Here is a 22490-nt window from a genome sequence, read left to right as displayed (position 1 = left end):
CATGGGCGTACGGATCGGCGTCGTCGGCGCCACCGGGCAGGTGGGCGCCGTGATGCGCCGGCTGCTCGAGGAACGTGACTTTCCCGCGGATGCGGTGCGGTACTTCGCGTCCGCCCGCTCCGCGGGGACCACGCTGCCCTGGAAGGGCGAGGACATCGTGGTCGAGGACGCCGCCACGGCGGACGTCTCCGACCTGGACATCGCCGTGTTCTCCGCCGGTGCGAGCACCTCCCGGACGCAGGCCCCGCGGTTCGCCGCGGCCGGCGTGACCGTGGTGGACAACTCCTCGGCGTTCCGGATGGACCCGGACGTGCCGCTGGTGGTCTCCGAGGTGAACCCCGAGGCGATCGCGGATGCGCGCAAGGGCATCATCGCGAACCCGAACTGCACCACGATGGCCGCGATGCCGGTGCTGAAGGCCCTGCATGACGCGGCCGGCCTGCAGCGGCTCATCGTGTCGACCTACCAGGCGGTCTCCGGCAGCGGCGTCGCCGGCGTGGAGGAACTCGACTCCCAGATCCGGGCCGCCGTCGGGCAGGACACCAAGGCACTGGCCCAGGACGGCAAGGCGGTCACCTTCCCCGAGCCGAACAAGTACGTGGCACCGATCGCGTTCAACGTGGTCGCTCTCGCCGGCAACCTGGTCGACGACGGCTCCGGTGAGACCGACGAGGACCAGAAGCTGCGCAACGAGTCCCGCAAGATCCTCGGCCTGCCCGAGCTGCTGGTCTCCGGCACCTGCGTGCGCGTGCCGGTGTTCACCGGGCACTCGCTGTCCATGAACGCGGAGTTCGCGCAGCCGCTCAGCGTGGCCCGGGCCACCGAGCTCCTGGCCGCCGCACCCGGTGTGCAGCTCTCCGAGGTGCCGAACCCGCTCGAGGCGGCCGGTCAGGACCCGAGCTTCGTCGGCCGGATCCGTCAGGACCCGGGCGTGCCGGACGGTCGCGGCCTGGCCCTGTTCGTCTCCAGCGACAACCTGCGCAAGGGTGCCGCGCTGAACACCATCCAGATCGCGGAGCTGCTCGCGGCCCGCTGAGAGTCGGTGGTGGGCGGCCCCGAGAGGCAGCCCACCACCCCTGGCGAGCCGGGGACAGTGCCTGGGCGTCAGGCCCGCGCGCCCGGGAGATGCCGGAGCACGAACTCGAGCTCGGCGCGCATCTGCCGCACCCGCTCGTGGTCCACATGGGACCCGTGGCCGGCGTCATAGGTGTACGTCTCCACGGTGGCGCCGTGGCCGCGCAGCGCGGTCACGTAGTTCTCGATCTGCCGGTACGGGCACCGCGGGTCGTTCTGGCCGGCGAGGATCAGCACCGGTGCCCGCACCGCGTCGACGTAGGTCAGCGGTGAGGAGACCCGGTAGGCGTCCGGCACCTCCTCCGGCGAGCCGCCGAACAGGGACCGGTCGAACGCCTTCAGGCTGTCCATCTCGTCCTCATAGGCGGCGATGTAGTCGGCGACAGGCACCCCGGCGACCCCGAGGGTCCACCGCTCCGGCTGGGTGCCCAGCCCGAGCAGGGTCAGGTACCCACCCCAGGAGGCACCGACCAGCACCGACCGGTTCGCATCGAGCGTGCCGTCCGCGACTAGGGCGTCGTGCACGGCGGCGATGTCGGCGAGCTCGGTGAAGCCGACCTTCGCCTGGAGCGCGTCCCGCCACGCGGAGCCGTACCCGGTGGAGCCGCGGTAGTTCACCTTCAGGACCGCGAAGCCGTGGTCGGTCCACGCCGCCGCGTACGGGTCGAAGGAGTCCGAGTCGTGCCAGGTGGGGCCGCCGTGCACGTCCACGACCACCGGGTAGGGGGCGGAGCCCGTCGACGGGCGGCGCAGCAGGCCGTGGATGCGCCCGCCCGGGCCATCCGCCCAGACGTCCTCCACCGGCACGGACGCCGGCGGTCGCGGCCCGTTCAACGTGATCAGGGCGGCGCCGGTGGCGGCCGAGACCACCTCGCGGGGCTCGGCGGCCGACGAGCGCGCGATCCAGACGTCGCCGTCCGGACGGGGCGTGGCCCCGGAGACGGTGCCGACGGCGGAACCCACCTGGCGTACGGAGCCGTCCTGGAGGTCGTAGCGGAACAGCAGGGTGCGCGCCTCGTGGTCCTGGGCGATGAGCAGGGAGCGTCCGTCGGGGAAGAAGTCGGCATCGGCGACGTCGCCCGGCAGGCCCGGGTCGATCGGCCGGATCAGTCCGGTGCGCACGTCCCAGATCAGCAGCCGGTTGGCGCCGGAACGCTCGTGCCGCACCAGAAGCCGCGGGTCCCCGGGCAGTGGTGCGAACGCGATCGCCCACAGCCCGAGGCCGGGCCCGTCGTCGAGATCGGCGATCCGGGCGCCGTTGTCCACGGAGAGCACCCGGATCGCCGGGTGACGGTTGTCGCCGCGCTCGCTGTGCTCGACGGCGACCAGGTTGCCGTCGCGGCTCAGGGCCGCGGCCTCCGCGTCCTGGGCGTGGTGGTACAGCGGCACCGGCACCGCGTCGGGTACCCCGGCGCGGACGGCGTGGATCTGGGTTCCGTAGGCGTCGTCGCTGCGGCCGATGACGGCGGTGCCGTCGTCGTGGAGGAGGAGTCCGGCATCGTAGGCGGGCGGCAGGTTGATGGGGTGCTCGGGCCGGCGGGTCACCGTCGAGGCGAACGGCTGCCGGCGCCAGGTGCCGAGCTCGTCACCGTCGGTGTCGTCGAACCACCAGATCCACGCCCCCGTAGGGTCGATCGTCGCGTCGGTGGTGCCGTGCGGACGGTCCGTGGCCCGCACCAAGGCGCCGGTGGAGACGGTCCACGAATGCACCTGCTGCGCCCCGCCCGCGGTCGCGATGACCACCGCGCGGTCCGGGTTGCCCCGGGCCCACTCGGGCAGGCCCACCCGGCGTGCTCGGAAGCGCTCCTCCCAGGGCGGCGGGGGCCACGCCTCGTTGGTGTTCCCAGCGGCCCGGGTGGCGCGGTCGGCGGCTCGGTGGGCGCGGCCAATGGCACGATCGATCGGCATGTCCGCAGCCTACGACCACGATGACGGCCCGGTTGCCGTGCTCGAGGTGGCCGGATCTGCTCGTCCGGTGCGACGGATCGCCGGATCGATTCCGGTGTCAGGCCGATCGGACCTCCGGTTGTATACATATCATTCGGATTTGCCTCACTTGCTGGCCAAAATTCGCTCTTATGTATACGCTGGGGTCAAGATCTGACCAAGGAGGGCGACGAGATGCGGGCTGGCTCACGGGCCTATTCCGCGCTCCGCCAGGACATCCTCGACTGGCGGCTACCGCCCGGGACGCCCCTGGGCGAGGTGGAGCAGGCGCAGCGGCTGGGTGTCTCCCGCACCCCCGTCCGCGAGGCCCTCGCCCGGCTCGCAGCCGATGGCCTGGTGCGCGGCGCCGGCGCCCGCGGCGCGGTCGTGACCGACCTGGCGCCCGCGGACGTGAGCGACCTGTTCGACCTGCGGATCGCCGTCGAGACGCGGCTGGCTCGGCTCGCGGCCGAGCGACGCGACCCAGGACCGTTCCGGACGCTCGTCGCGGACCTGGGCGCCGCCGTCGACCTCGACCTCGGCCGCCCGGAGGACCGGGCCGCCTACTACGACCTGGTGCAGCGCCTCGACGACGCCATCGACGCGGCCGCGGCAAGCCGGTTCCTGACCCAGGCGCTCGACGGGGTGCGGCTGCACCTGCGTCGGCTCCGGCGCGTGGCCCGGGACCACCCGGCCCGGCTGCTGGAGTCCGTCGGCGAGCACCGAGTCGTGGCCCGGGCCATCCTTGACGGAGACGCCGAACTCGCCTCGAGCGCCACCCTGGTGCACCTGCGCGCGAGCCTCGGCCACATCCTGCACACCTACGAGACCGCCGCGCTGCAACCGGCACCGCCACGACCAGCACCGACGGGGCCACCCGCGCCATCGGTCAACGAACCCACCGCGTGAAATCGGAGACGCCCATGATCACCCACCAGGTACGCACCCACCGCAGCGACGAGGACCTGCCCCGATCCGAGCAGCTCGCCTGGAAATTGGCGGAGCTCGCGACCGACCCGGTGCCGGTGACCGCGGAGGTCACCGAGATGATCATCAACCGGGTGATCGACAACGCCGCCGTGGCGACCGCCTCGCTGCTGCGGGCCCCGGTGGTGGCGGCGCGCTCGCAGGCCCTCGCGCACCCGTACACGCCCGGATCGACGGTGTTCGGGCGCAGCCCGGACCTGCGGGTGAGCCCCGAGTGGGCCGCGTGGGCGAACGGGGTCGCCGTGCGTGAGCTCGATTATCACGACACGTTCCTGGCCGCCGAGTACTCCCACCCCGGGGACAACATCCCACCGATCCTCGCGGTCGCCCAGCACGCCGGCGCCTCCGGTGCGGACCTGGTCCGCGGCATCACCACCGGGTACGAGATCCAGGTGGACCTGGTCCGGGCGATCAGCCTGCACAAGCACAAGATCGACCACGTGGCCCACCTCGGGCCGAGCGCCGCCGCCGGGATCGGCACCCTGCTCGGGCTGGACACCGAGACGATCTTCCAGGCCATCGGCCAGGCCCTGCACACCACGACCGCGACCCGACAGTCCCGCAAGGGCCAGATCTCGACCTGGAAGGCCTACGCGCCCGCGCTTGCCGGCAAGCTCGCGATCGAGGCCGTGGACCGGGCGATGCGCGGTCAGACGTCCCCCGAGCCGATCTACGAGGGCGAGGACGGCGTGATCGCCTGGCTCCTGGACGGCCCGGACGCGACCTACGACGTGCCGCTGCCCGGCCCGGGGGAGCCGCGCACCGGGATCCTCGACACGTACACGAAGGAGCACTCGGCCGAGTACCAGTCGCAGGCGCTCATCGACCTGGCCCGGCGCCTGCACCGGACCCGCCCCGATCTGGCCGACCCGGGCCGGATCGCCTCGATCGTGATCCACACCAGCCACCACACCCACTACGTGATCGGCTCGGGCGCGAACGACCCGCAGAAGTACTCGCCGTCGGCCACCCGCGAGACGCTCGACCACTCCATCCCGTACATCGTCGCGGTGGCGCTGCAGGACGGCGCCTGGCACCACGAGCGCTCCTACGCCCCGGAGCGGGCCAACCGCCCGGACACCGTGGACCTGTGGCGCAAGATCACCACGGCCGAGGACCCGGAGTGGACCCGCCGGTACCACTCCACCGACCCGGCCGAGAAGGCGTTCGGGGGCCGGATGGAGATCACCACCGTCGACGGGCAGCGGATCGTCGAGGAGATCGCCGTGGCCGACGCGCACCCGCTCGGCGCCCGTCCGTTCGAGCGCGCGCAGTACGTGGAGAAGTTCCGCACCCTGGCCGACGGCGTCCTCGAGCCGGCCGAGATCGACCGGTTCCTCGCGGTCGCGGCCCGGCTGCCGGAGCTCGAGGCGGGCCAACTGTCCCAGCTCACCGTGGTCGCCCGGTCGGGGCTGCTCGGGACGGTGCGCTCGCCGAAGGGCCTGTTCTGATGTTGCACGCACCGACGAGTGCGTCGGAGAAGCGGCGCAGGCTGCGCGAGGCCCTTGCCGGCCCGGACCTGCTGCGCCTGCCAGGGGCGTTCAACCCGCTCTCGGCACGGCTGATCGAGGAGAAGGGCTTCGAGGGTGTCTACATCTCCGGGGCCGTGCTGTCGGCCGACCTCGGCCTGCCGGACATCGGGCTCACCACGCTGACCGAGGTGGCGGCCCGCTCCGGGCAGATCGCCCGGATGACGAACCTGCCCTCGATCGTGGACGCGGACACCGGCTTCGGCGAACCCATGAACGTGGCACGCACCATCCAGATCCTCGAGGACGCCGGGCTCGCCGGCGCCCACATCGAGGACCAGGTCAACCCGAAGCGGTGCGGGCACCTCGACGGTAAGTCCGTGGTGGGGCTCGGTGACGCGGTCAAGCGGATCCGCGCCGCCGCGGACGCCCGGCGTGACCCGGACTTCCTCATCATGGCCCGCACCGACGTGCGCGCCATCGACGGGCTCGACGCCGCGGTCGACCGGGCCAAGGCACTCGTCGATGCCGGCGCGGACGCGATCTTCCCGGAGGCGATGGCCGACCTCGGTGAGTTCGAGGCCGTGGCGTCCGCGGTGGACGTGCCGGTGCTCGCGAACATGACCGAGTTCGGGAAGTCCGAGCTGTTCACCACCGCCGAGCTCGCCTCCGCCGGGGTGCGCATCGTGATCTACCCGGTGACCCTGCTGCGGCTGGCGATGGGGGAGGCCGAGCGGGGCCTGGACGAGATCGTGGCCGCCGGCACCCAGGCGGGCGTGGTGCCCCGGATGCAGACCCGTGCCCGGCTCTACGAGCTGCTCGACTACGCCGCGTACAACGAGTTCGACTCCGAGATCTTCACCTACCGGCCCTGAGCCGGCACCCCAGCAGCACCGATCCACCGACCGATGGAGGACACACCATGACCGAGACCGACATCAAGAAGGGGCTGGCCGGGGTCGTCGTCGACGTCACCTCCATCTCCAAGGTCAACCCCGAGACCAACTCGCTGCTCTACCGCGGCTACCCCGTGCAGGACCTTGCCGCGCACTGCTCGTTCGAGGAGGTCGCCTACCTGCTCTGGCACGGCGAGCTGCCCACGGAGGCCGAGCTGGCGGCCCAGAACGAGGCCGAGCGTGCCCAGCGGGCCCTGCCCGACGGCGTCGTGGACGTCATCACGTCCCTGCCCACCACCTGCCACCCGATGGATGTGTGCCGTACCGCGGTCTCCGTCATCGGCGCGCACGACCCGGCCGCCGAGGACCCCTCGCCCGAGGCGAGCCTCGCGAAGTCTCTGCGCCTGTTCGCCCAGCTCCCCGCCGTCGTCGCCTTCGACCAGCGCCGTCGCCGCGGCCAGGAGCTCGTGCCGCCGCGTGCGGACCTCGGCTACGCCGAGAACTTCCTGTACATGACGTTCGGCGAGGTCCCCGAGCCGGAGGTGGTGCGCGCGTTCGAGGTCTCGATGGTCCTCTACGCGGAGCACTCCTTCAACGCCTCCACCTTCACTGCCCGCGTGATCACCTCGACGCTGGCGGATCTGCACTCGGCCGTGGTCGGTGCGATCGGTGCGCTCAAGGGGCCGCTGCATGGTGGCGCGAACGAGGCCGTGATGGCCACGTTCGACGAGATCGGGTCCGCCGACGCCGCCGAGGCCTGGCTGGAGGACGCGCTCGCGAACAAGAAGAAGATCATGGGCTTCGGGCACCGGGTCTACAAGAACGGCGACTCCCGGGTGCCGACGATGAAGTCCGTCCTGGACGACCTGGTGGCCCACTACGACCGGCCCGATCTCGGCGACCTGTACACCACGCTCGAGCAGGCGATGGCGAGGAGCAAGAACATCAAGCCCAACCTGGACTACCCGGCCGGTCCCGCCTACCACCTGATGGGTTTCGACACCCCGACCTTCACGCCGCTGTTCGTGGCGTCCCGGGTGACCGGGTGGACCGCGCACATCATGGAGCAGGCCGCCTCGAACGCGCTGATCCGGCCGCTGAGCGAGTACGTCGGACCGGACCAGCGGGAGGTTCCCACGCGAGCCTGACAGCACGGTCGACGGCGGTTACACGGCCGTGTAGCCGCCGTCGACCAGGTGGTAGCTGCCGGTGATGAAGCTGGCCCGGTCCGAGAGCAGGAAGCAGACCAGCGCGGAGACCTCCTCGGGCAGCCCGAGCCGGCCGAGCGGGTGCTTGCCGATCAGGGCGGCACGGAACTCGTCGGGCAGGTCCAGCAGGAGCGGGGTGTCGATGTACGCGGGGCCGACGGAGTTGATCCGCAGGCCCGCCGGGCCGTACTCCGCGGCCGCGTTCTTGGTGAGCCCGACGATGGCGTGCTTGGCCGCGGTGTAGGCGGCGTTGCCGGGCGCCGCCACCGCGCCATGGATCGAGGCCATGTTCACGATCGCGCTGCGCCGCGGATCCTTGAGCATCTCCGGGATCTGGTACCGCATCCCGTACAGGACGCCGTTCAGGTTGATGTCGATGACCCGGTTCCAGTCGGTCAGGTCGACCTCGCCGACGGGCGCTTGCGCGCCGCCGATGCCGGCGTTGTTCACGGCCAGATGCAGGCCGCCGTACGTGGTCACTGTGTGCGCCACGAGAGCGCGCGAGGTGTCCGCGCTCGCCACGTCGTGCGCGAACGGGGACGCGCTGCCGCCGGCCGCCACGATCTCCTCGGAGACCCGGGTCGCGCTGTCGAGGTTCAGGTCGCTGACCACCACCGCGGCGCCGCCGGCCGCGAGCTCCTTCGCGATCGCCTCGCCCAGGCCCGAGCCGGCGCCGGTCACGATCGCAACCCGGTCGCCGAATGGAAGGTCAGTCATCGCGCTCTCCTGTCGTTGGGGCCCCACCCCAAGGCTAGGTGCGCGGATGGCACGCCGCACCTGTCGTTGGGGCCCCACCCCAAGGCTAGGCGCGGGGACGGCACGCCGCCCGGGTATCTGGGTCCGGGTGTGGTGAGACGCCCGACGGCGCAGCCTCACCGGGTGTGTATCCTCACCTCATGCGTTGCGCACAGCAGTATTGGTTTAGCGTGTCGGCCCCGGCCGTCGCGCTCAGCCACTGACGCGCGCAACCGGAGCCGACACAGGGCGTGGACCATTACCGGTCCCGCCCTTTCGCCATTGAGGCGGGCGCTCCGGGACCTGGGGTGATCCGCCCGGACCGGAAGGACACCCCGGAGATGAACCCCATCCAGACCGAACGCACGAACGACCTGCGCGTGCTGCGCATGGAGCCGCTGCCGACCCCGAGCGAGGTGCTCGCCGAGCAGCCGCTGCCGGACGCGACCGCCGACCTGGTGGCCCGCTCCCGCGCACACACGCAGGACATCCTCGCCGGCCGGGACGACCGCCTGCTCGCGGTGGTCGGCCCGTGCTCGGTGCACGACCCGGTCGCGGCAGTGGAGTACGCCCACCGGCTCTCCGCGCTCGCGGCGGAGCTGAGCGACGACCTGCACGTGGTGATGCGGGTCTACTTCGAGAAGCCCCGCACCACCACGGGCTGGAAGGGCCTGATCAACGACCCCGGGCTCGATGGCAGCTACGACATCCCGCGTGGCCTGCGCCTGGCCCGCACCGTGCTGCTCGACGTGCTCGCCGCGGGCGTGAGCGCCGGGTGCGAGTTCCTCGAGACGACCTCGCCGCAGTACATCGCGGACACCGTCAGCTACGGCGCGATCGGGGCGCGCACGGTCGAGTCCCAGGTGCATCGGCAGCTGGCCTCCGGGCTGTCCATGCCGATCGGGTTCAAGAACTCCTCCGACGGCGACGTCCAGGTGGCCGCGGACGGTTGCGTCGCCGCGTCCGCACCGCAGACCTTCCTCGGCGTGGACGCGGCCGGCCGGGCCGCCGTCGTCAACACCGCGGGCAACCCTGACTCCCACGTGATCCTGCGTGGCGGCCGACGGGGACCGAACTACGCCCCGCCCGCGCTCACGGCCGCCCTCGACGTGCTCGAGCGGTCCGGCCTGGCCCGGCGCCTCGTGGTGGACGCCAGCCACGGCAACAGTGGCAAGGACCACGTCCGCCAGGCCGAGGTGGCCCGGGAGATCGCGCAGATCGTCGCGGCGGGGGAGCGCGGTGTGGCCGGGGTGATGCTGGAGAGCTTCCTGGTGGCCGGGCGGCAGGAGCCGGCGTCGACGGGGCTCACCTACGGCCAGTCGGTCACGGATGCCTGCATGTCCTGGGACACGACCGAGTCGGTGCTCCGGAACCTGGCCGCCGCGGCGGCGCGGCGGCGCGCGAACTGACGCTCCGCCGTCGGGACGGCCTGCGAGACCCGGCCACGTGCCCCGGCGCGGCGACGGACGAACCGGCGTGACGCCGTCGGGCATTGCGGCGACGGCGTCGCCTCACCGCTCGAAGGCGGGTCCGGCCGAGGGGTCGGCCCGGTAGGCGAGCGTGTCCGCGATGCGCTGCGCGCTGGAGTCGGTGAGCGGCTCCGGCAGCGCATCCACCGCGAACCAGCCGACCTCGAGGGACTCGTCGTCCGCGACGTGGGCCTCGCCGCCCGTGTGCCGGCACCAGAACGTCAGGTCCAGGTACTGCGCACGATCGCCGTTCGGGTAGGTGACCGCGGCGCCGGTGCGCACCGACGTCAGCGCCTCCACCCGCGCGCTCACGCCGGTCTCCTCGGCGACCTCGCGCAGGGCCGCGAGGGCGGGCTGTTCGCCGGGGTCGAGGATGCCGCTGATCACGGCCCACCGGCCGGTGTCGCTGCGGCGCCCGAGCAGGACCCGGTCGGCGTCGTCGAACACCACCGCGCTCACCCCGGAGAGCCACAGGAGCTCGGTCCCGACGTGCCGCCGTAGGTCCGTGACGAAGTCGGGGATCGGCATGGCACCGATCCTGCCACGGGCACAGGTGCGCGTTCCGCGCGGCCTACCGGGGCAACGGGCGTCGGGCCGGTCCTCGTGGCGCCGCTACGATGCCGGACGGGTCCCGGCCGGTGGCCCGAACACTTCGCTGAGGAGCATCCGTGCAGGGTTGGACGTTGTATCGAGACGGCAGGACGATCAGACCGGGCGAGGTGGTCGGACCCGGGCAGCGGCTGTCCTGGCCGCGCACGATCGGGATCGGCGCACAGCACGTGGTCGCGATGTTCGGCGCGACGTTCCTGGTGCCGCTGATCACCGGGTTCCCACCTTCGACGACCTTGTTCTTCTCCGCGATCGGGACGTTCGGGTTCCTGCTGATCACCGGTAACCGGCTGCCGAGCTACCTCGGCTCGAGTTTCGCGTTCATCGCGCCGATCGGCGCCGTGATGGGCACGCACGGCATGTCGACGGCGCTGGGCGGCATCCTCGTGGTCGGCGTGCTGCTCGCGCTGGTCGGCGTCGTGGTGCACGTGGCCGGAGCGCGCTGGATCGACGTCGTGATGCCGCCGGTCGTGACGGGCACGATCGTCGCCCTGATCGGCTTCAACCTCGCCCCGGCGGCCTGGGGCAACGTGTCCGCGGCCCCGGTGACCGCCATCGTCACGATCGCGGCGATCGTGCTGATCACGGTGCTGTTCCGGGGCATCCTCGGGCGGCTCGCGGTCCTGCTCGGCGTGCTCGTGGGATACGTCGTGGCCGTGTGGCGGGGCGAGATCGATTTCACCAAGGTGGGGGAGGCGGCCTGGGTCGGGCTGCCGCAGTTCACCACGCCGACGTTCGACCTGGCGACGCTCGGCCTGTTCATCCCGGTGGTGCTGGTGCTGATCGCCGAGAACGTCGGGCACGTGAAGTCGGTCGCCGCGATGACCGGTGACAACTACGACGCGATCACCGGGCGGGCGCTGATCGCCGACGGCGTCGCGACCACCCTGGCCGGTGCCGGCGGAGGGTCCGGGACGACGACCTACGCCGAGAACATCGGCGTCATGGCCGCCACCCGGGTGTACTCCACCGCGGCCTACGCGACCGCCGCGACCTTCGCGCTGGTGCTCAGCCTGTCCCCGAAGTTCGGCGAGGTCATCAACACGGTCCCGGCGGGTGTGCTCGGCGGCGCGGCCACGGTGCTCTACGGGATGATCGGCGTGCTCGGCGCCCGCATCTGGGTCCAGGCCAAGGTCGACTTCTCCGACCCGGTGAACCTGACCACCGCCGGCATCGCGCTCATCGTCGGCATCGCGAACTACACCTGGGTGGCCGGCTCGCTGACGTTCGAGGGGATCGCCCTCGGCACCGCCTCCGCGCTGATCGTCTACCACGTGATGCGTGCCATCTCCCGGTGGCGGGGGACCGCCGTCGAGCCGGTGTCCACCGGTGCGGATGCGCCGGTCGACGGCCACTGACCCCGCGTCGCGGACCGCACGCGAATCAGGCCGGCCCCGAGAGGGACCGGCCTGTTTCGCGTTGCTCTCCGAGCGACAATCTGTCGGGGTGACAGGATTTGAACCTGCGACCTCTTCGTCCCGAACGAAGCGCGCTACCAAGCTGCGCCACACCCCGGGGAGCCAAGTCAGGATAGCGGAGTCAGGGGCCCATAGTGAAACTGGCTTCGTGTGCGGACGATCACACGCCGGGCCACGGGGCTCGTCCACTCGCCCGGCGCGGATCCGACCTCCTCTGTAGGTCCGTTCGATCTCCACACGCCCACCATCCGTGCTCGCTACCGTGGAGATCGTGTCGGCCCGAGGCGTCCCTCTGCGAGGTTTGCGGGTCGTGGCTGTCGCAGTGGCTGCTGGGCTTGTTGTGGGCGTCACCTTGATGCTCGGGGCCTGGGCGATCCGTTCGTTGCTTCCGCAGCCGGCCGCCGAGCCGGACTGGCCCCCGACGGTTGAGTCCGTGACCACGGGATTTCGGCCCGGGTGGCTTGGACCTGCGGTGCCGAGCGCTGTCGTCGTCGTGATCGACCTACGGACCGAGGACCCCGAGGCCGTCCGTCTCGCCATCGACCACGCCGTTCGGGTCGAGGACCCGGAGGGTGAGGCCGAACAGATCGAGGTGACGATCCGCGACAACAACGGTGAGCGGACCTTCACGATTCCTCTTCGCTGAATCGGGCCCAGCTCGAGGCTGCGCTGGACTAACTACGGGGTTCGCGCGCCGAGGTCAGCGTGAGCAGCGTCGCCTCGGGGCGGCACGCGAACCGGACCGGCGTGAACGGGGACGTACCCAGCCCCGCGCTCACGTGCAGCCAGGAGGACCCGGAGGCACCGCCGTCGACGTCCGGGCGTACGCCCGGCCAGCCGTGCAGACCACTGGCACGGCCCGGATCGAGGTCGCAGTTCGTCACGAGCGCGCCGTACCCGGGCACGCACAGCTGCCCGCCGTGGGTATGCCCCGCGAGGATGAGGCTGCAGCCGTCCGCGTGCATCGCGTCGAGGATCCGCACGTAGGGCGCGTGGGTGACGCCGACCCGTACGACGGGCTCACCCGCGGTGGAACGGCGAGGGCCGCCGGCGCCGGACCCGGCGGCCGGGAAGCGGTCTCGCTCCAGGTGCGGGTCGTCCACCCCGACGAACGAGAACGTCACGCCGCCCGCGCTGACCTGCGCGCGGGTGTTGGTCAGGTCCGCCCAGCCGGCCGCGCTGAACGCCTGGCCGAGCGCCCGGGCGGGCAGCGGCGGCGCCTCGGGGGCATCCGGGTTCCGGGGGTCGTCACGCAGGTAGCGGGCGGGGTTGCGCCGTACCGGTTCGTAGTAGTCGTTGGAGCCCATCACGAAGGCACCGGGCACCTTCAGCAGCGGCGCCAGGGCCTCCAGCACCGCGGGCATCGAGTCCCGGTGGGCCATGTTGTCGCCGGTGTTGACGACCAGATCCGGGCGCAGGTCCGCGAGGGCGCGCAGCCACTCCACCTTGCGCCGTTGACTCGGGAGCAGGTGCAGGTCCGAGATGTGCAGCACCCGTACGTCCCGTGCCCCGGCCGGCAGAACGGTCGCGGTGACCCGGCGCAGCGTGTACGCCTGCGCCTCGAGCAGGGCCCAGCTGAGCCCCGCTGCGGCACCGAGGGCACCGATCCCGATGGCGCGGCGCACGGCCGCGCCCGTGGTGCTCAGAGCGTCCCCGGGTAGCGCGGGCGATCAGTCATCGTTGCCGTTGCCGTTACCGCCGCCATTGCCGCCGCCGTTACCGTTGCCCGGACCGCCGCCGCCGCCGCCGTCGTCGTCGTCGTCGGGCGTCGGACTGGCGGGTGGCTCGGGCGCGGGGCCGCTGCTGATGGTCAGCGTCACGGCGCTGCCCGGCGTGACCAGGTTGTTCGGGCCGGGCGAGGTGCCGATGACCGACCCGGCCGGCACGCTGTCGTCTGCAGCCGTGGACCCGGTCCGCACCGTGAAGCCGGCGCCCTCGAGGATCGACGTGGCGTCGGCCACGGATCGTCCGGCCACGCTCGGCACGGGGCGGCGTTCACCGTAGATCTCGCGGTCGCCCGCCTCGGCGAAGGTCTGCACGGGCAACCCTTGGACGGCCTGATTCATGTAGTTCTGCCAGATCGGGGCGGCCATCGCGCCACCGTAGACGTACCGGTGCCACTGGCCGTTGATGCGGATGTTCTGCATCGACACGGTGCCCTCGGAGAAGCCGACCCAGACGGCCGACGCGAGCTGGGGCACGTATCCGACGAACCAGGCCGCGGAGTCGTCGTTCGCCGTTCCGGTCTTACCGGCGGAGGGGCGGTCCGAGAGCCGGCTCGGCCGGCCGGTGCCGTCCGCGACGACCTGGCCGAGCGCGTAGTTCATGGCGTTCGCGATGTTCGGCTCGAGCGCCTGCGAGCAGGTCTGCGGCGGGACCGGGAGCTCCTCGCCGTCCGAGTTCTGGATGGACAGGATCGCGATCGGCTCGCAGTACACGCCGCCGGAGGCGTAGGTCGCGAACGCGGCGGCCATCGTCAGCGGCGCCAGTTCGTTCGCGCCGAGCGACATGGACGGGAGCACGTTCAGTTCGAAACCGTTGTCGAACGTGGTGCCGGGCGCCAGCGTCGCGTGGTGCACGCCCATGCCCTGCACGGTGTTCGCGAGGTCGCAGAGGTTCATCTGGTTCGCCATGTTCACGAACGCGGTGTTCACGGACTGCTCGGTGGCCGCGAGCACGGTCATCGGACCGTTGCCGATGCCCTCGAGGTTCCTCGGTTCGTAGGGTTTGCTGTCGATGTACTCGGGCAGACACGTTTCCCATGAGTTCTTCGGGAAGCTCTGGCCCTGGGAGCCGTCCACCCTGTCGTTGAGGGAGTGCCCGTCGATGAGCCACTGCGTCAGCACGAAGGCCTTGAACGTCGACCCGGTCTGGAATCCGCGGGAGCCGCCGTATCTGGTGTCCGCGTTGAAGTTCACCTCGGTGGTTCTGGAGGCGCCTTCCGTGGGTTTGCCATAGAGGGTGTTCTGCGCCATCGCGAGGATCTGGCCGGTGTTGGGCTGCACCGTGGAGACGGCGGTGGAGACCCCGGAGGGGTCATCGACGGGGATCGCGTCCACGAGGGAGGCGTAGGCCTGCGCCTGCATCGAGAGATTGATCGTGGTGTTGATGGTCAGCCCACCGCGCACCAGCAACTGGTACCGCTCCGCCTGGGTCTCGCCGAAGATCGGGTTGTTCAGGATCTCGGACTTGACGTAGTCGCAGAAGTACGCGGCGGTGCCGGCGTTCGAGCAGCCGACCGGGGTGTTCGAGACGTTCATCATGTCCGCGATGGGCTGCGCCACGGCGACGTCGTACTCCTCCTGCGTGATCTTTCCCTGGGCGAGCATCAGCCCGAGCACGGTGTTGCGACCCGCCTCCGCTGTCTCCGGGTTGTTGACCGGATTCCACTTCGCCGGGTTCTGCGTGATCCGGGCGAGCATCGCGGACTGCCCGAGGCTGAGCTCGGCGGCGCTGATCGAGAAGAAGTACTGGGCGGCGGCCTCGACGCCGTACTGGGACGGGCCGAACTGCGCGATGTTGAGGTATCCCTCGAGAATCTCGTCCTTCGTGCGGACCTGCTCCAGCGCGATCGCCAGCTTGGCCTCGCGGAGCTTGCGGCCGATGGTGCTCTCCCGCGCGGCCTCGATGGCCGCCGGGTCGTTCGCGTTCCGGCCGGCCTCAATGAGCACGTTCTTCACGTACTGCTGGGTCAGGGTCGAGCCACCCTGCAGCCCGCCACCGGTCAAGGTCTGCACTGCGGCCCGGAAGAGACCTTCCGGGTCCACGCCGCCGTGCTCGTAGTAGCGCTGGTCCTCGACCGCGATCACGGCCGCACCCATGTACGGCGAGATCTCGGACAGCGGCACCACGACCCGGTTCTCGAGGAAGAACGTGGCCAGCCGGGTCCCGTCCGCGGCGTTCATCACGGTCTGCTCGGACAGCTCCTCCGAGCCCAGCTCCGTCGGCAGCTCGTCGAACAGCCGGGTAGAGGCCTCGGTGGTCGCGCCGACCGCCGTCACGAACGGCATCATGAAGCCGGCCGAGAGGACGCCACCGACCCCCGCGACCAGGAGGAACGCGAGAAACAGGGAGACCAGTTGTGCCGCGTTGACGGCGCGCGAAGTCGACCGGGGAGGAGGTGCCATGCGTTCTAGGATACGTTGTGCTCCGGGTGTGGCCACCCTTCCGCGCATCGCGGCGCACGCCGCGCCTGCGCACGCACATTCGGGGAACCGGACACGGCCGGGGCACCATCGAAGGACCGTCCCCACTCACGCCCGATGGCCCGGGCATCCGCGGCCAGGGCCGAACCGGACAGGCCCGAGTGCGACCGCCTGCCGAACCGGTTCGGTCCGCAGGTCGGTGGGGACTGTCTTTTGTCCGTGCGGAGGTGTATAACTCCGCACATAGGGGGAGCGCTCGAAGTCCTTGTATTTTTTCAGGGACGACGGCCCTCCTGTCGGGTGACTGGCAGGCAGTCTCGTCGTGGAGGTCATTGTGGACGTACGTTTTGATGAGAGTTGGACGCTGCAGGCGGCGTGTGCGCAGAAGTCACCCGATGACCTCTTCGTGCAGGGCGCGGCACAGCGGCAGGCACGGGAGGTGTGCTTCTCCTGCACCGTTCGCCTGGAGTGCTTGGTCGACGCGTTGGACAACCGGATCCAGTTCGGTGTCTGGGGCGGCATGACCGAGCGGGAGCGCCGCGCGCTGTTGCGCCGCGCACCCACGGTGGAGTCCTGGCGGATGGCACTGGCGGACACGGATCGCAACGCCATCAACGAACTGATCAGCCAGAAGTGGCCGGCGACGAAGCCGCGCCGAGGGGTCGATCCGCGCAACAACTAGAGCCTAGGATCAGCGGCATGGCTACTTGGGAGTACGCGACCATTCCGCTGATCATCCACTCGACGAAGGCGATCCTCGACCAGTGGGGCTCCGACGGGTGGGAACTCGTTCAGGTGGTGCCCGGTCCTGATGGTCAGGGACTGGTCGCCTATCTGAAGCGGGAGAAGGCGTGAGCGCATCGGCGCGCCTCGCCGAGCTCGGGATCGCGCTGCCCGACGTCGTCCCACCGGTCGCGTCGTACGTGCCGGCGCTGCGCCAGGGTGACCTGGTGCACACGTCGGGGCAGTTGCCCATGGTCGACGGCGTGATGGCCCACACGGGCAAGGTCGGCGAGGCCGACGGGCTCGTCAGCCCGGCCGACGCGACCGCGCTCGCTCGGGTCGCCGCTCTCAATGGCCTGGCCGCCGTGGTGGCGCTGGTCGGCGGGGTGGACCGGATCGTCCGCGTGGTCAAGGTCGTCGGGTTCGTCGCCTCCGACCCCTCCTTCACGGGCCAGCCCGGCGTGATCAACGGTGCCTCGAACGTGCTCCAGGAGATCTTCGGTGACGCGGGCGTGCACGCACGCTCCGCCGTCGGCGTTGCGGTCCTCCCGCTCGACGCCCCCGTCGAGGTCGAACTGACCGTCGAGGTCCTGCCCGACTGACGATTGGACGGCCGGGACCACCCACCCGCCTGTCCACCCACCCGGCTGCCCCCGGCTGTCCGCCCGCCTCGGTCGAGCGCGCTGTTGCCCTCTGTTCCCGTCGGCCTGGAACGTGACAACTGCGCGCTCGCCGAGCCCTGCGGGACGGTACGGGGGCCGCCGGGGATGGGCGGCGAGCCGGCGCTGGTCGGCGTTGTCCACAGGGGCACGTCGGTAGTGCCCGGACGATGGTGTGCTGGGTGCATGGCAGGTGTCAGGCAACCGGAGTCCGCGCTACGGGTCGCGCGCGGGCAGGCGGGGCTGATCACCACCGCACAGTGCGCACGCCTCGGTATCTCCGAACTGCGGATCGCCAATCTTGTGCGCAGTGGGTTGTGGCGTCGCCTCGTGCGGGGTGTGTATGACTGCGGTGAGCCCGCGATCGGCGACCTTCACGATCACCAGCGACGCCGTGCTGCGTGGCTCGGACTGCTGGGTGCCGGCCCGGACGCGATCGCTGTTGGCATGTGCGCCCTCGCGCTCCACGAGGTGTGGGGTCTGCCGGCCCGGATCACACCCGAGGTGAGCTTGCCGGGGGCCCGCGGGAACCGCGGCCCTGCGTCGATCCGGGTCCGCCGGTTCGATCAGGGGTTTCGGGTCGCCAGGCTGCGCGGGCGGGCCGTGGCCGACCTTCGCTCCGCACTGGTCCAGGCGTTGCCTGAGATGGACCGGGAGACCGCGGTTGCCGTGCTCGACTCGACCCTGTTCCGCCGCCAACTCGACGCAGAGGGTCTCGCCGAGGTCCGCCGTCGGGTTCGCGGCAGGCGAGGCGCCGCGAGACTCGCTCCGTGGTGGGACCTGGTGGACGGCCGGGCCGAGTCGCCGCTCGAGACGCGTGCCAGATTGGTCTGCGTGGACGCCCGTCTCCGGCCGGATGACCTTCAAGTGGTGGTCACCGACTCACGCGGTGCCTTCATCGCTCGAGGCGACATGGGCTGGCTCCGCGAGGACGGCTCGTGGGTTCTGGTCGAGATCGACGGTGTCGCGATCCACTCGGCTCCCGAGGCGCAGTTCCGCGACCGGGCCCGGCAGAACGCCTTGGCGTCTCGCACGGACACGGTGATCCTGCGATTCACCGCCGCCGATGTCCATCAGCCGACGCTCATCCCACGCCAGGTCGCCGCCGCACTGGGCCGAGTGCGCGCAACCCCTCGGTCGCACGCGAGTTGACCGAGGGTTTCCGCGCGATCGGTGACTGGTGTGGGGTCGGGGCCGGGGTGGTCCGGGGTGGGGGTCAGCGACCGCGGTGGGTGAGCCGGTCGATGTCGATGAGGATGACGGACCGGCCCTGCAGCTGCAGCCAGCCCCGCGAGGAGAACTCGGCCAGGGCCTTGTTCACGGTCTCACGGGTCGCGCCCACCAACTGGGCAAGTTCCTCCTGGGTGAGGTCGTGCGTGACCTTCAGCCCGGCGTCCGTGCGTTCACCGAACCGGCGGCCCAGGTCCAGCAGGGCCTTCGCGACGCGGCCCGGCACGTCGGAGAAGATCAGGTCCGCGACCTTGTCGTTCGTGCGGCGCAGGCGCAGGGCCAGCGACCGGAGCAGGTGCTGGGACACCTCGGGGCGAGCGTCGAGGATCTGCAGCAGCCCCTGATGGCTCAGCTCGACCATCTCGGTGGTCGCCAGCGCCGTGGCCGTGGCGGTGCGGGGGCCCGGGTCGTAGAGCGAGACCTCACCGAGGATCTCTCCCGGGCCGAGGATGGCCAGCAGGTGCTCGCGGCCGTCCGGGGCCATGTGACCGAGCTTCACCTTGCCGGAGCCGATCACGTAGAGCCGGTCCCCGGCCGACGCCTCGTGGAAGATCTCCTCGCCGCGCCGGAACGTCAGGGCCTCCATCCGCTCCCGCACCGCGAGATAGCTCTCGTCGCTCAGTTCGGCGAAGAGCGGTGCGGTACGGACCACGGTCTCGTTCATCGAATCTCCCTGTTCGTTGCCCACCGGGCAGGCGTGTGAGGTAAACCACAGTCTGCCACCCGCCAAGCCTTGGGGCAGACCGTGACAGGCCCAGCGTGTCCGTGCGCCACATTAGGGCGGTTGTTGGCGCACCGCCAACGCCACCGTCGCGGCGGGGCGTGCCCAGGTCAGCGCGGGTCGGTTCCGGGCAGCTCAGCGAGCCAGGCGAGCAACAGCTCACCCACCTCCTCAGGTGACTCCTCCGGCAGGAAATGACCTGCGCCGTCGACCACTACCCGGCTGTACCGGGCGGTGACCATCTCGCCGTCGCGCCGGCAGGCGCGTGGGGGCAGGTTTCCGTCCTTGGCGCCGTGCAGGGACAGCACCGGCACCCCCACCGGGGCGGAGACCGCGGACCTGAACCGGCGGCCGTCGGTGCGCGGCGTTGAGCGCACCAGCCAGCGGATCTGCTCCATCGCGCTGTGGGCCACGAACGGCAGCCGCATCGCATCCGTGTACAGATCGACGTCCGGGCTCTCCCAGCCGGGTGCCCCCCACGCGCGCAGCAGTCGCGCGACGAGGTCGCCGCGGGTGAGCGAGTGCTCCGGGAACCACGGCACCTGGAACTTGGCGAGCCTGCCGATCGTCCCGGCAGGCGCCGCGCGATGGGACACCGAGTGCAGGAACACGGGGTGCGGCGCGCCCACCACGCCGATGGCCCGGGTGACGCGCGGCGCCATGCTCGGCATCGACCAGGCGACCTGGCCACCGATGCCGTGTCCCACGACCACGGCCTCCGTGGCGCCCAGGGACCGGATCACGCCACTCACGTCCGCGACCATCGAGGGGGTGTCATGTCCCGACGGCGGCTTGTCCGAGCCGGCGAAGCCGCGCAGGTCCATCGCCGCGACCCGATAGCCGGCTTCGGCGAGGATCGGCAGCTGCGCACGCCAGGCCCACCAGAACTGCGGGAAGGCATGCAGCAGTACCACCAGGGGGGCCTCACCGTCGTCGGGGCCGGCCAGCGCCACGTGGAACCGGCCGCCGTTGGCGGCGACCATCCGGTGGGTCCAGGGGCCCTCGCCGAGGATGATCGAGGGGTCGACGGTCACGGGTCCTGAGGCTACCCCCAACGCCGCGCCAGGTGGGTGCTCACGATCTCGCCCACGACGTGAGTCATGAGCGAGATCGTGAACGCCCGGCCTGCCGGGGTCGGTCAGTCGGCGGCGGGGGCGGCGTTCAGGCCGGTGGAGATGAGGTCCATGACCGAGGTGTCGGCGAGGGTGGTGACGTCTCCGACGGGGCGGTGTTCGGCGACGTCTCGTAGGAGGCGGCGCATGATCTTGCCGGATCGGGTTTTGGGGAGTTCGGCGACGACGAGGATGGAGCGGGGTTTGGCGATCGGACCGATTTCTTTGGCGACGTGGTTGCGTAGTTCGGCGACGACGTCGTGGCCCTCGCCGATCTCGTCGGCGCGTTCGACGACGTCGCCGCGCAGGATGACGAACGCGACGACGGCTTGGCCGGTGGTGTCGTCGGAGGCGCCCACGACGGCGGCTTCGGCGACCCAGTCGTGGGAGACGAGCGCGGATTCGATCTCGGTGGTGGAGAGGCGGTGGCCGGAGACGTTCATGACGTCGTCGACGCGGCCGAGGAGCCAGATGTTGCCCTCGTCGTCGTATTTGGCGCCGTCGCCGGCGAAGTAGGTGCCGGGGAAGCGGGACCAGTAGGTGTCCTTGAAGCGTTCCTCGTCGCCCCAGATGCCGCGCAGCATCGAGGGCCAGGGTTCGTCCAGGACGAGGTATCCGCCGCCGCCGTTGCCGACGGGCTCGCCGGCGTCGTTCCAGATGTCGGCGCTGATGCCCGGTAGTGGGGTCTGTGCCGAGCCGGGCTTGGCGGCGGTGACGCCGGGCAGCGGGGAGATCATGATCGCGCCGGTCTCGGTCTGCCACCAGGTGTCCACGATCGGGGTGCGGTCGGCGCCGATGACGCGGCGGTACCACATCCATGCTTCGGGGTTGATCGGCTCACCGACACTGCCCAGCACACGCAGGGAACTCAGGTCGAACTCGGCGGGGATCTGTTCGCCCCATTTCATGCAGGTGCGGATCGCGGTGGGTGCGGTGTAGAGGATGGTGACCTTGTACTTGGCGATGATCTCCCACCAGCGGCCCTTGTGCGGGGTGTCCGGGGTGCCCTCGTAGAGGACCTGGGTGGCGCCGTTGATGAGCGGGCCGTAGGTGACGTAGGAGTGCCCGGTGACCCAGCCGACGTCGGCCGTGCACCAGTACACGTCGGTGTCGGGTTTGAGGTCGAAGACGACCGAGTGGGTGTAGGCGGCCTGGGTCAGGTAGCCGCCGGTGGTGTGCAGGATGCCCTTGGGCTTTCCGGTGGTGCCGGAGGTGTAGAGGATGAACAGCGGGTGCTCGGCGTCCACCGGGACCGGGGTGTGCTCGGGTGAGGCGTCGGCGAGCGCGTCGTGCCACCAGACGTCGCGGCCCTGCGTCCACGCGACGTCCTGTTCGGTGCGGCGCACCACGAGCACGTGCGCGACGTTCGTCTCACCCTTGGTGAGGGCGTCGTCGACGGCCGGCTTGAGGGCGCTGGGCTTGCCGCGGCGGTAGCCGCCGTCGCTGGTGATGACCAGTTTCGCGTCGGCGTCGGTGATCCGGGAGTACAGGGCCTCGGCGGAGAAGCCGCCGAAGACCACCGAGTGGGTGGCCCCGATCCGGGCGCAGGCGAGCATCGCGATGACGGCCTCGGGGATCATCGGCAGGTAGATGGCGACCCGGTCGCCGGTCTGGACCCCGAGCGCCTCGAGGGCGTTCGCGGCCCGGGAGACCTCGTCCTTGAGGTCGGCGTAGGTGAGCGTGCGGGTATCGCCCGGTTCGCCCTCGAACAGGATCGCGACCCGGTCCCCGTTGCCCGCCTCGACGTGCCGGTCGACCGCGTTGTAGGCGGCGTTGAGCTGACCGTCGGCGAACCAGCGGGCCGTCGGGGCGCCGGAGAAATCGAGGACCTCGGTGAACGGCTTGGACCAGGTCAGATACGTGTTCGCCTGATCGGCCCAGAACCCGAGCCGGTCCGCGGCCGCGCGGTCGTACAACTCCGGCTGCGCATTCGCCTGCGCGGCGAACTCCTCATCCGGCGGGAACGACCGCGTCTCCGAGAGCAGGTTCTCCAGGGCGGGGTTGTGCTGGTCCGTCACGGTTCCTCCGAGCAACATCGACGGTGCATGGTTTCGCGGGTCAGCCTATGCCCATCGCGCGGGCACCGGCAGGCCGGTCCCAACTGCGGGA

Annotated in this window: 20 protein-coding genes and 1 tRNA gene; 12 read left to right on the top strand and 9 right to left on the bottom strand. The window is 71.0% G+C overall.

What is annotated here, in order from left to right:
- The first annotated feature begins 1 nt into the window (after nt 1).
- Nucleotides 2-1036: an aspartate-semialdehyde dehydrogenase gene (locus tag KCQ71_RS14465; RefSeq protein WP_223407073.1), complete on the top strand. Its 1035-nt coding sequence runs from the start codon at nt 2-4 to the stop codon at nt 1034-1036.
- A 68-nt stretch (nt 1037-1104) separates the two neighbouring features.
- Here KCQ71_RS14465 and KCQ71_RS14460 read toward each other — a convergent pair whose 3' ends face one another.
- Complete coding sequence (locus KCQ71_RS14460; protein WP_223407071.1) at nt 1105-2982, bottom strand: S9 family peptidase; 1878 nt, start codon at nt 2980-2982, stop codon at nt 1105-1107.
- Between the two features lie 213 nt (nt 2983-3195).
- On the opposite strand from KCQ71_RS14460, the gene KCQ71_RS14455 reads away from it, so the two are divergent.
- From KCQ71_RS14455 to KCQ71_RS14440, 4 genes are read left to right on the top strand one after another with little or no spacing between them, the layout of a single operon-like run.
- On the top strand, nt 3196-3909 hold the full coding sequence (locus KCQ71_RS14455) for a GntR family transcriptional regulator (RefSeq protein ID WP_223407069.1): 714 nt from the start codon (nt 3196-3198) through the stop codon (nt 3907-3909).
- 14 nt (nt 3910-3923) lie between these two features.
- Entirely contained in the window at nt 3924-5438 is a 1515-nt protein-coding gene (locus KCQ71_RS14450) for an MmgE/PrpD family protein (protein ID WP_223407067.1), read from the top strand.
- Nucleotides 5438-6331, top strand: coding sequence for a methylisocitrate lyase (prpB, locus tag KCQ71_RS14445; protein ID WP_223407065.1), 894 nt, complete (start codon nt 5438-5440; stop codon nt 6329-6331). The genes KCQ71_RS14450 and prpB overlap by 1 nt, the downstream gene beginning before the upstream one ends.
- Nucleotides 6332-6378: 47 nt before the next feature.
- On the top strand, nt 6379-7500 hold the full coding sequence (locus tag KCQ71_RS14440) for a bifunctional 2-methylcitrate synthase/citrate synthase (RefSeq protein WP_223407063.1): 1122 nt from the start codon (nt 6379-6381) through the stop codon (nt 7498-7500).
- Nucleotides 7501-7518: 18 nt separating this feature from the next.
- Here the strand turns inward: KCQ71_RS14440 and KCQ71_RS14435 are convergent, their stop codons facing one another.
- Nucleotides 7519-8277, bottom strand: a complete 759-nt coding sequence (locus KCQ71_RS14435) for an SDR family NAD(P)-dependent oxidoreductase (protein ID WP_223407061.1) — start codon at nt 8275-8277, stop codon at nt 7519-7521.
- A 359-nt stretch (nt 8278-8636) separates the two neighbouring features.
- Here KCQ71_RS14435 and KCQ71_RS14430 point away from each other — a divergent pair, with 359 nt between their 5' ends.
- Nucleotides 8637-9704, top strand: coding sequence for a 3-deoxy-7-phosphoheptulonate synthase (locus tag KCQ71_RS14430; protein ID WP_223407059.1), 1068 nt, complete (start codon nt 8637-8639; stop codon nt 9702-9704).
- 102 nt (nt 9705-9806) lie between these two features.
- On the opposite strand, the gene KCQ71_RS14425 is transcribed toward KCQ71_RS14430, so the two are convergent.
- Nucleotides 9807-10292 carry an NUDIX hydrolase gene (locus KCQ71_RS14425; RefSeq protein WP_223407057.1) on the bottom strand — a complete coding sequence of 162 codons (486 nt, stop codon included), beginning with the start codon at nt 10290-10292 and terminating at the stop codon, nt 9807-9809.
- Between the two features lie 140 nt (nt 10293-10432).
- Here KCQ71_RS14425 and KCQ71_RS14420 point away from each other — a divergent pair, with 140 nt between their 5' ends.
- Nucleotides 10433-11731, top strand: a complete 1299-nt coding sequence (locus tag KCQ71_RS14420; RefSeq protein ID WP_223407055.1) for a uracil-xanthine permease family protein — start codon at nt 10433-10435, stop codon at nt 11729-11731.
- An 83-nt stretch (nt 11732-11814) separates the two neighbouring features.
- On the opposite strand, the gene KCQ71_RS14415 is transcribed toward KCQ71_RS14420, so the two are convergent.
- A tRNA-Pro gene (locus KCQ71_RS14415) sits at nt 11815-11888 on the bottom strand.
- A gap of 213 nt (nt 11889-12101) precedes the next feature.
- Between KCQ71_RS14415 and KCQ71_RS14410 the strand changes: the two genes are divergently transcribed.
- A complete protein-coding gene (locus KCQ71_RS14410; protein ID WP_223407053.1) occupies nt 12102-12437 on the top strand; it encodes a hypothetical protein in 336 nt (111 codons plus the stop codon).
- 28 nt (nt 12438-12465) lie between these two features.
- On the opposite strand, the gene KCQ71_RS14405 is transcribed toward KCQ71_RS14410, so the two are convergent.
- Together KCQ71_RS14405 and KCQ71_RS14400 are read right to left on the bottom strand one after the other, a co-directional pair.
- On the bottom strand, nt 12466-13416 hold the full coding sequence (locus KCQ71_RS14405) for a metallophosphoesterase (RefSeq protein ID WP_223407051.1): 951 nt from the start codon (nt 13414-13416) through the stop codon (nt 12466-12468).
- A gap of 45 nt (nt 13417-13461) precedes the next feature.
- Nucleotides 13462-15918 (bottom strand): penicillin-binding protein, encoded by a 2457-nt coding sequence (locus KCQ71_RS14400; protein WP_223407049.1) that lies wholly within the window; start codon nt 15916-15918, stop codon nt 13462-13464.
- A gap of 340 nt (nt 15919-16258) precedes the next feature.
- Here KCQ71_RS14400 and KCQ71_RS14395 point away from each other — a divergent pair, with 340 nt between their 5' ends.
- From KCQ71_RS14395 to KCQ71_RS14380, 4 genes are all read left to right on the top strand, one after another.
- Nucleotides 16259-16618, top strand: a complete 360-nt coding sequence (locus tag KCQ71_RS14395) for a WhiB family transcriptional regulator (protein ID WP_372454028.1) — start codon at nt 16259-16261, stop codon at nt 16616-16618.
- A 17-nt stretch (nt 16619-16635) separates the two neighbouring features.
- Nucleotides 16636-16791, top strand: a complete 156-nt coding sequence (gene sp36 / locus KCQ71_RS14390; RefSeq protein ID WP_223407047.1) for a Sp36 family protein — start codon at nt 16636-16638, stop codon at nt 16789-16791.
- Nucleotides 16788-17261, top strand: coding sequence for a RidA family protein (locus KCQ71_RS14385; RefSeq protein ID WP_223407045.1), 474 nt, complete (start codon nt 16788-16790; stop codon nt 17259-17261). The genes sp36 and KCQ71_RS14385 overlap by 4 nt, the downstream gene beginning before the upstream one ends.
- A gap of 243 nt (nt 17262-17504) precedes the next feature.
- A complete protein-coding gene (locus KCQ71_RS14380; protein WP_223407043.1) occupies nt 17505-18470 on the top strand; it encodes a type IV toxin-antitoxin system AbiEi family antitoxin domain-containing protein in 966 nt (321 codons plus the stop codon).
- Nucleotides 18471-18534: 64 nt separating this feature from the next.
- On the opposite strand, the gene KCQ71_RS14375 is transcribed toward KCQ71_RS14380, so the two are convergent.
- The 3 genes from KCQ71_RS14375 to acs form a co-directional block, all read right to left on the bottom strand.
- Nucleotides 18535-19212: a Crp/Fnr family transcriptional regulator gene (locus KCQ71_RS14375; protein ID WP_223407041.1), complete on the bottom strand. Its 678-nt coding sequence runs from the start codon at nt 19210-19212 to the stop codon at nt 18535-18537.
- Nucleotides 19213-19379: 167 nt separating this feature from the next.
- Entirely contained in the window at nt 19380-20252 is an 873-nt protein-coding gene (locus KCQ71_RS14370; protein ID WP_249423031.1) for an alpha/beta fold hydrolase, read from the bottom strand.
- Nucleotides 20253-20407: 155 nt separating this feature from the next.
- A complete protein-coding gene (acs, locus tag KCQ71_RS14365) occupies nt 20408-22417 on the bottom strand; it encodes an acetate--CoA ligase (protein WP_223407037.1) in 2010 nt (669 codons plus the stop codon).
- Between the last annotated feature and the right edge of the window lie 73 nt (nt 22418-22490).

The sequence above is a fragment of the Occultella gossypii genome (assembly GCF_019947135.1).
Lineage (GTDB): Bacteria > Actinomycetota > Actinomycetes > Actinomycetales > Beutenbergiaceae > Occultella > Occultella gossypii.
This window is presented reverse-complemented; position numbering and strand designations above follow the sequence as displayed.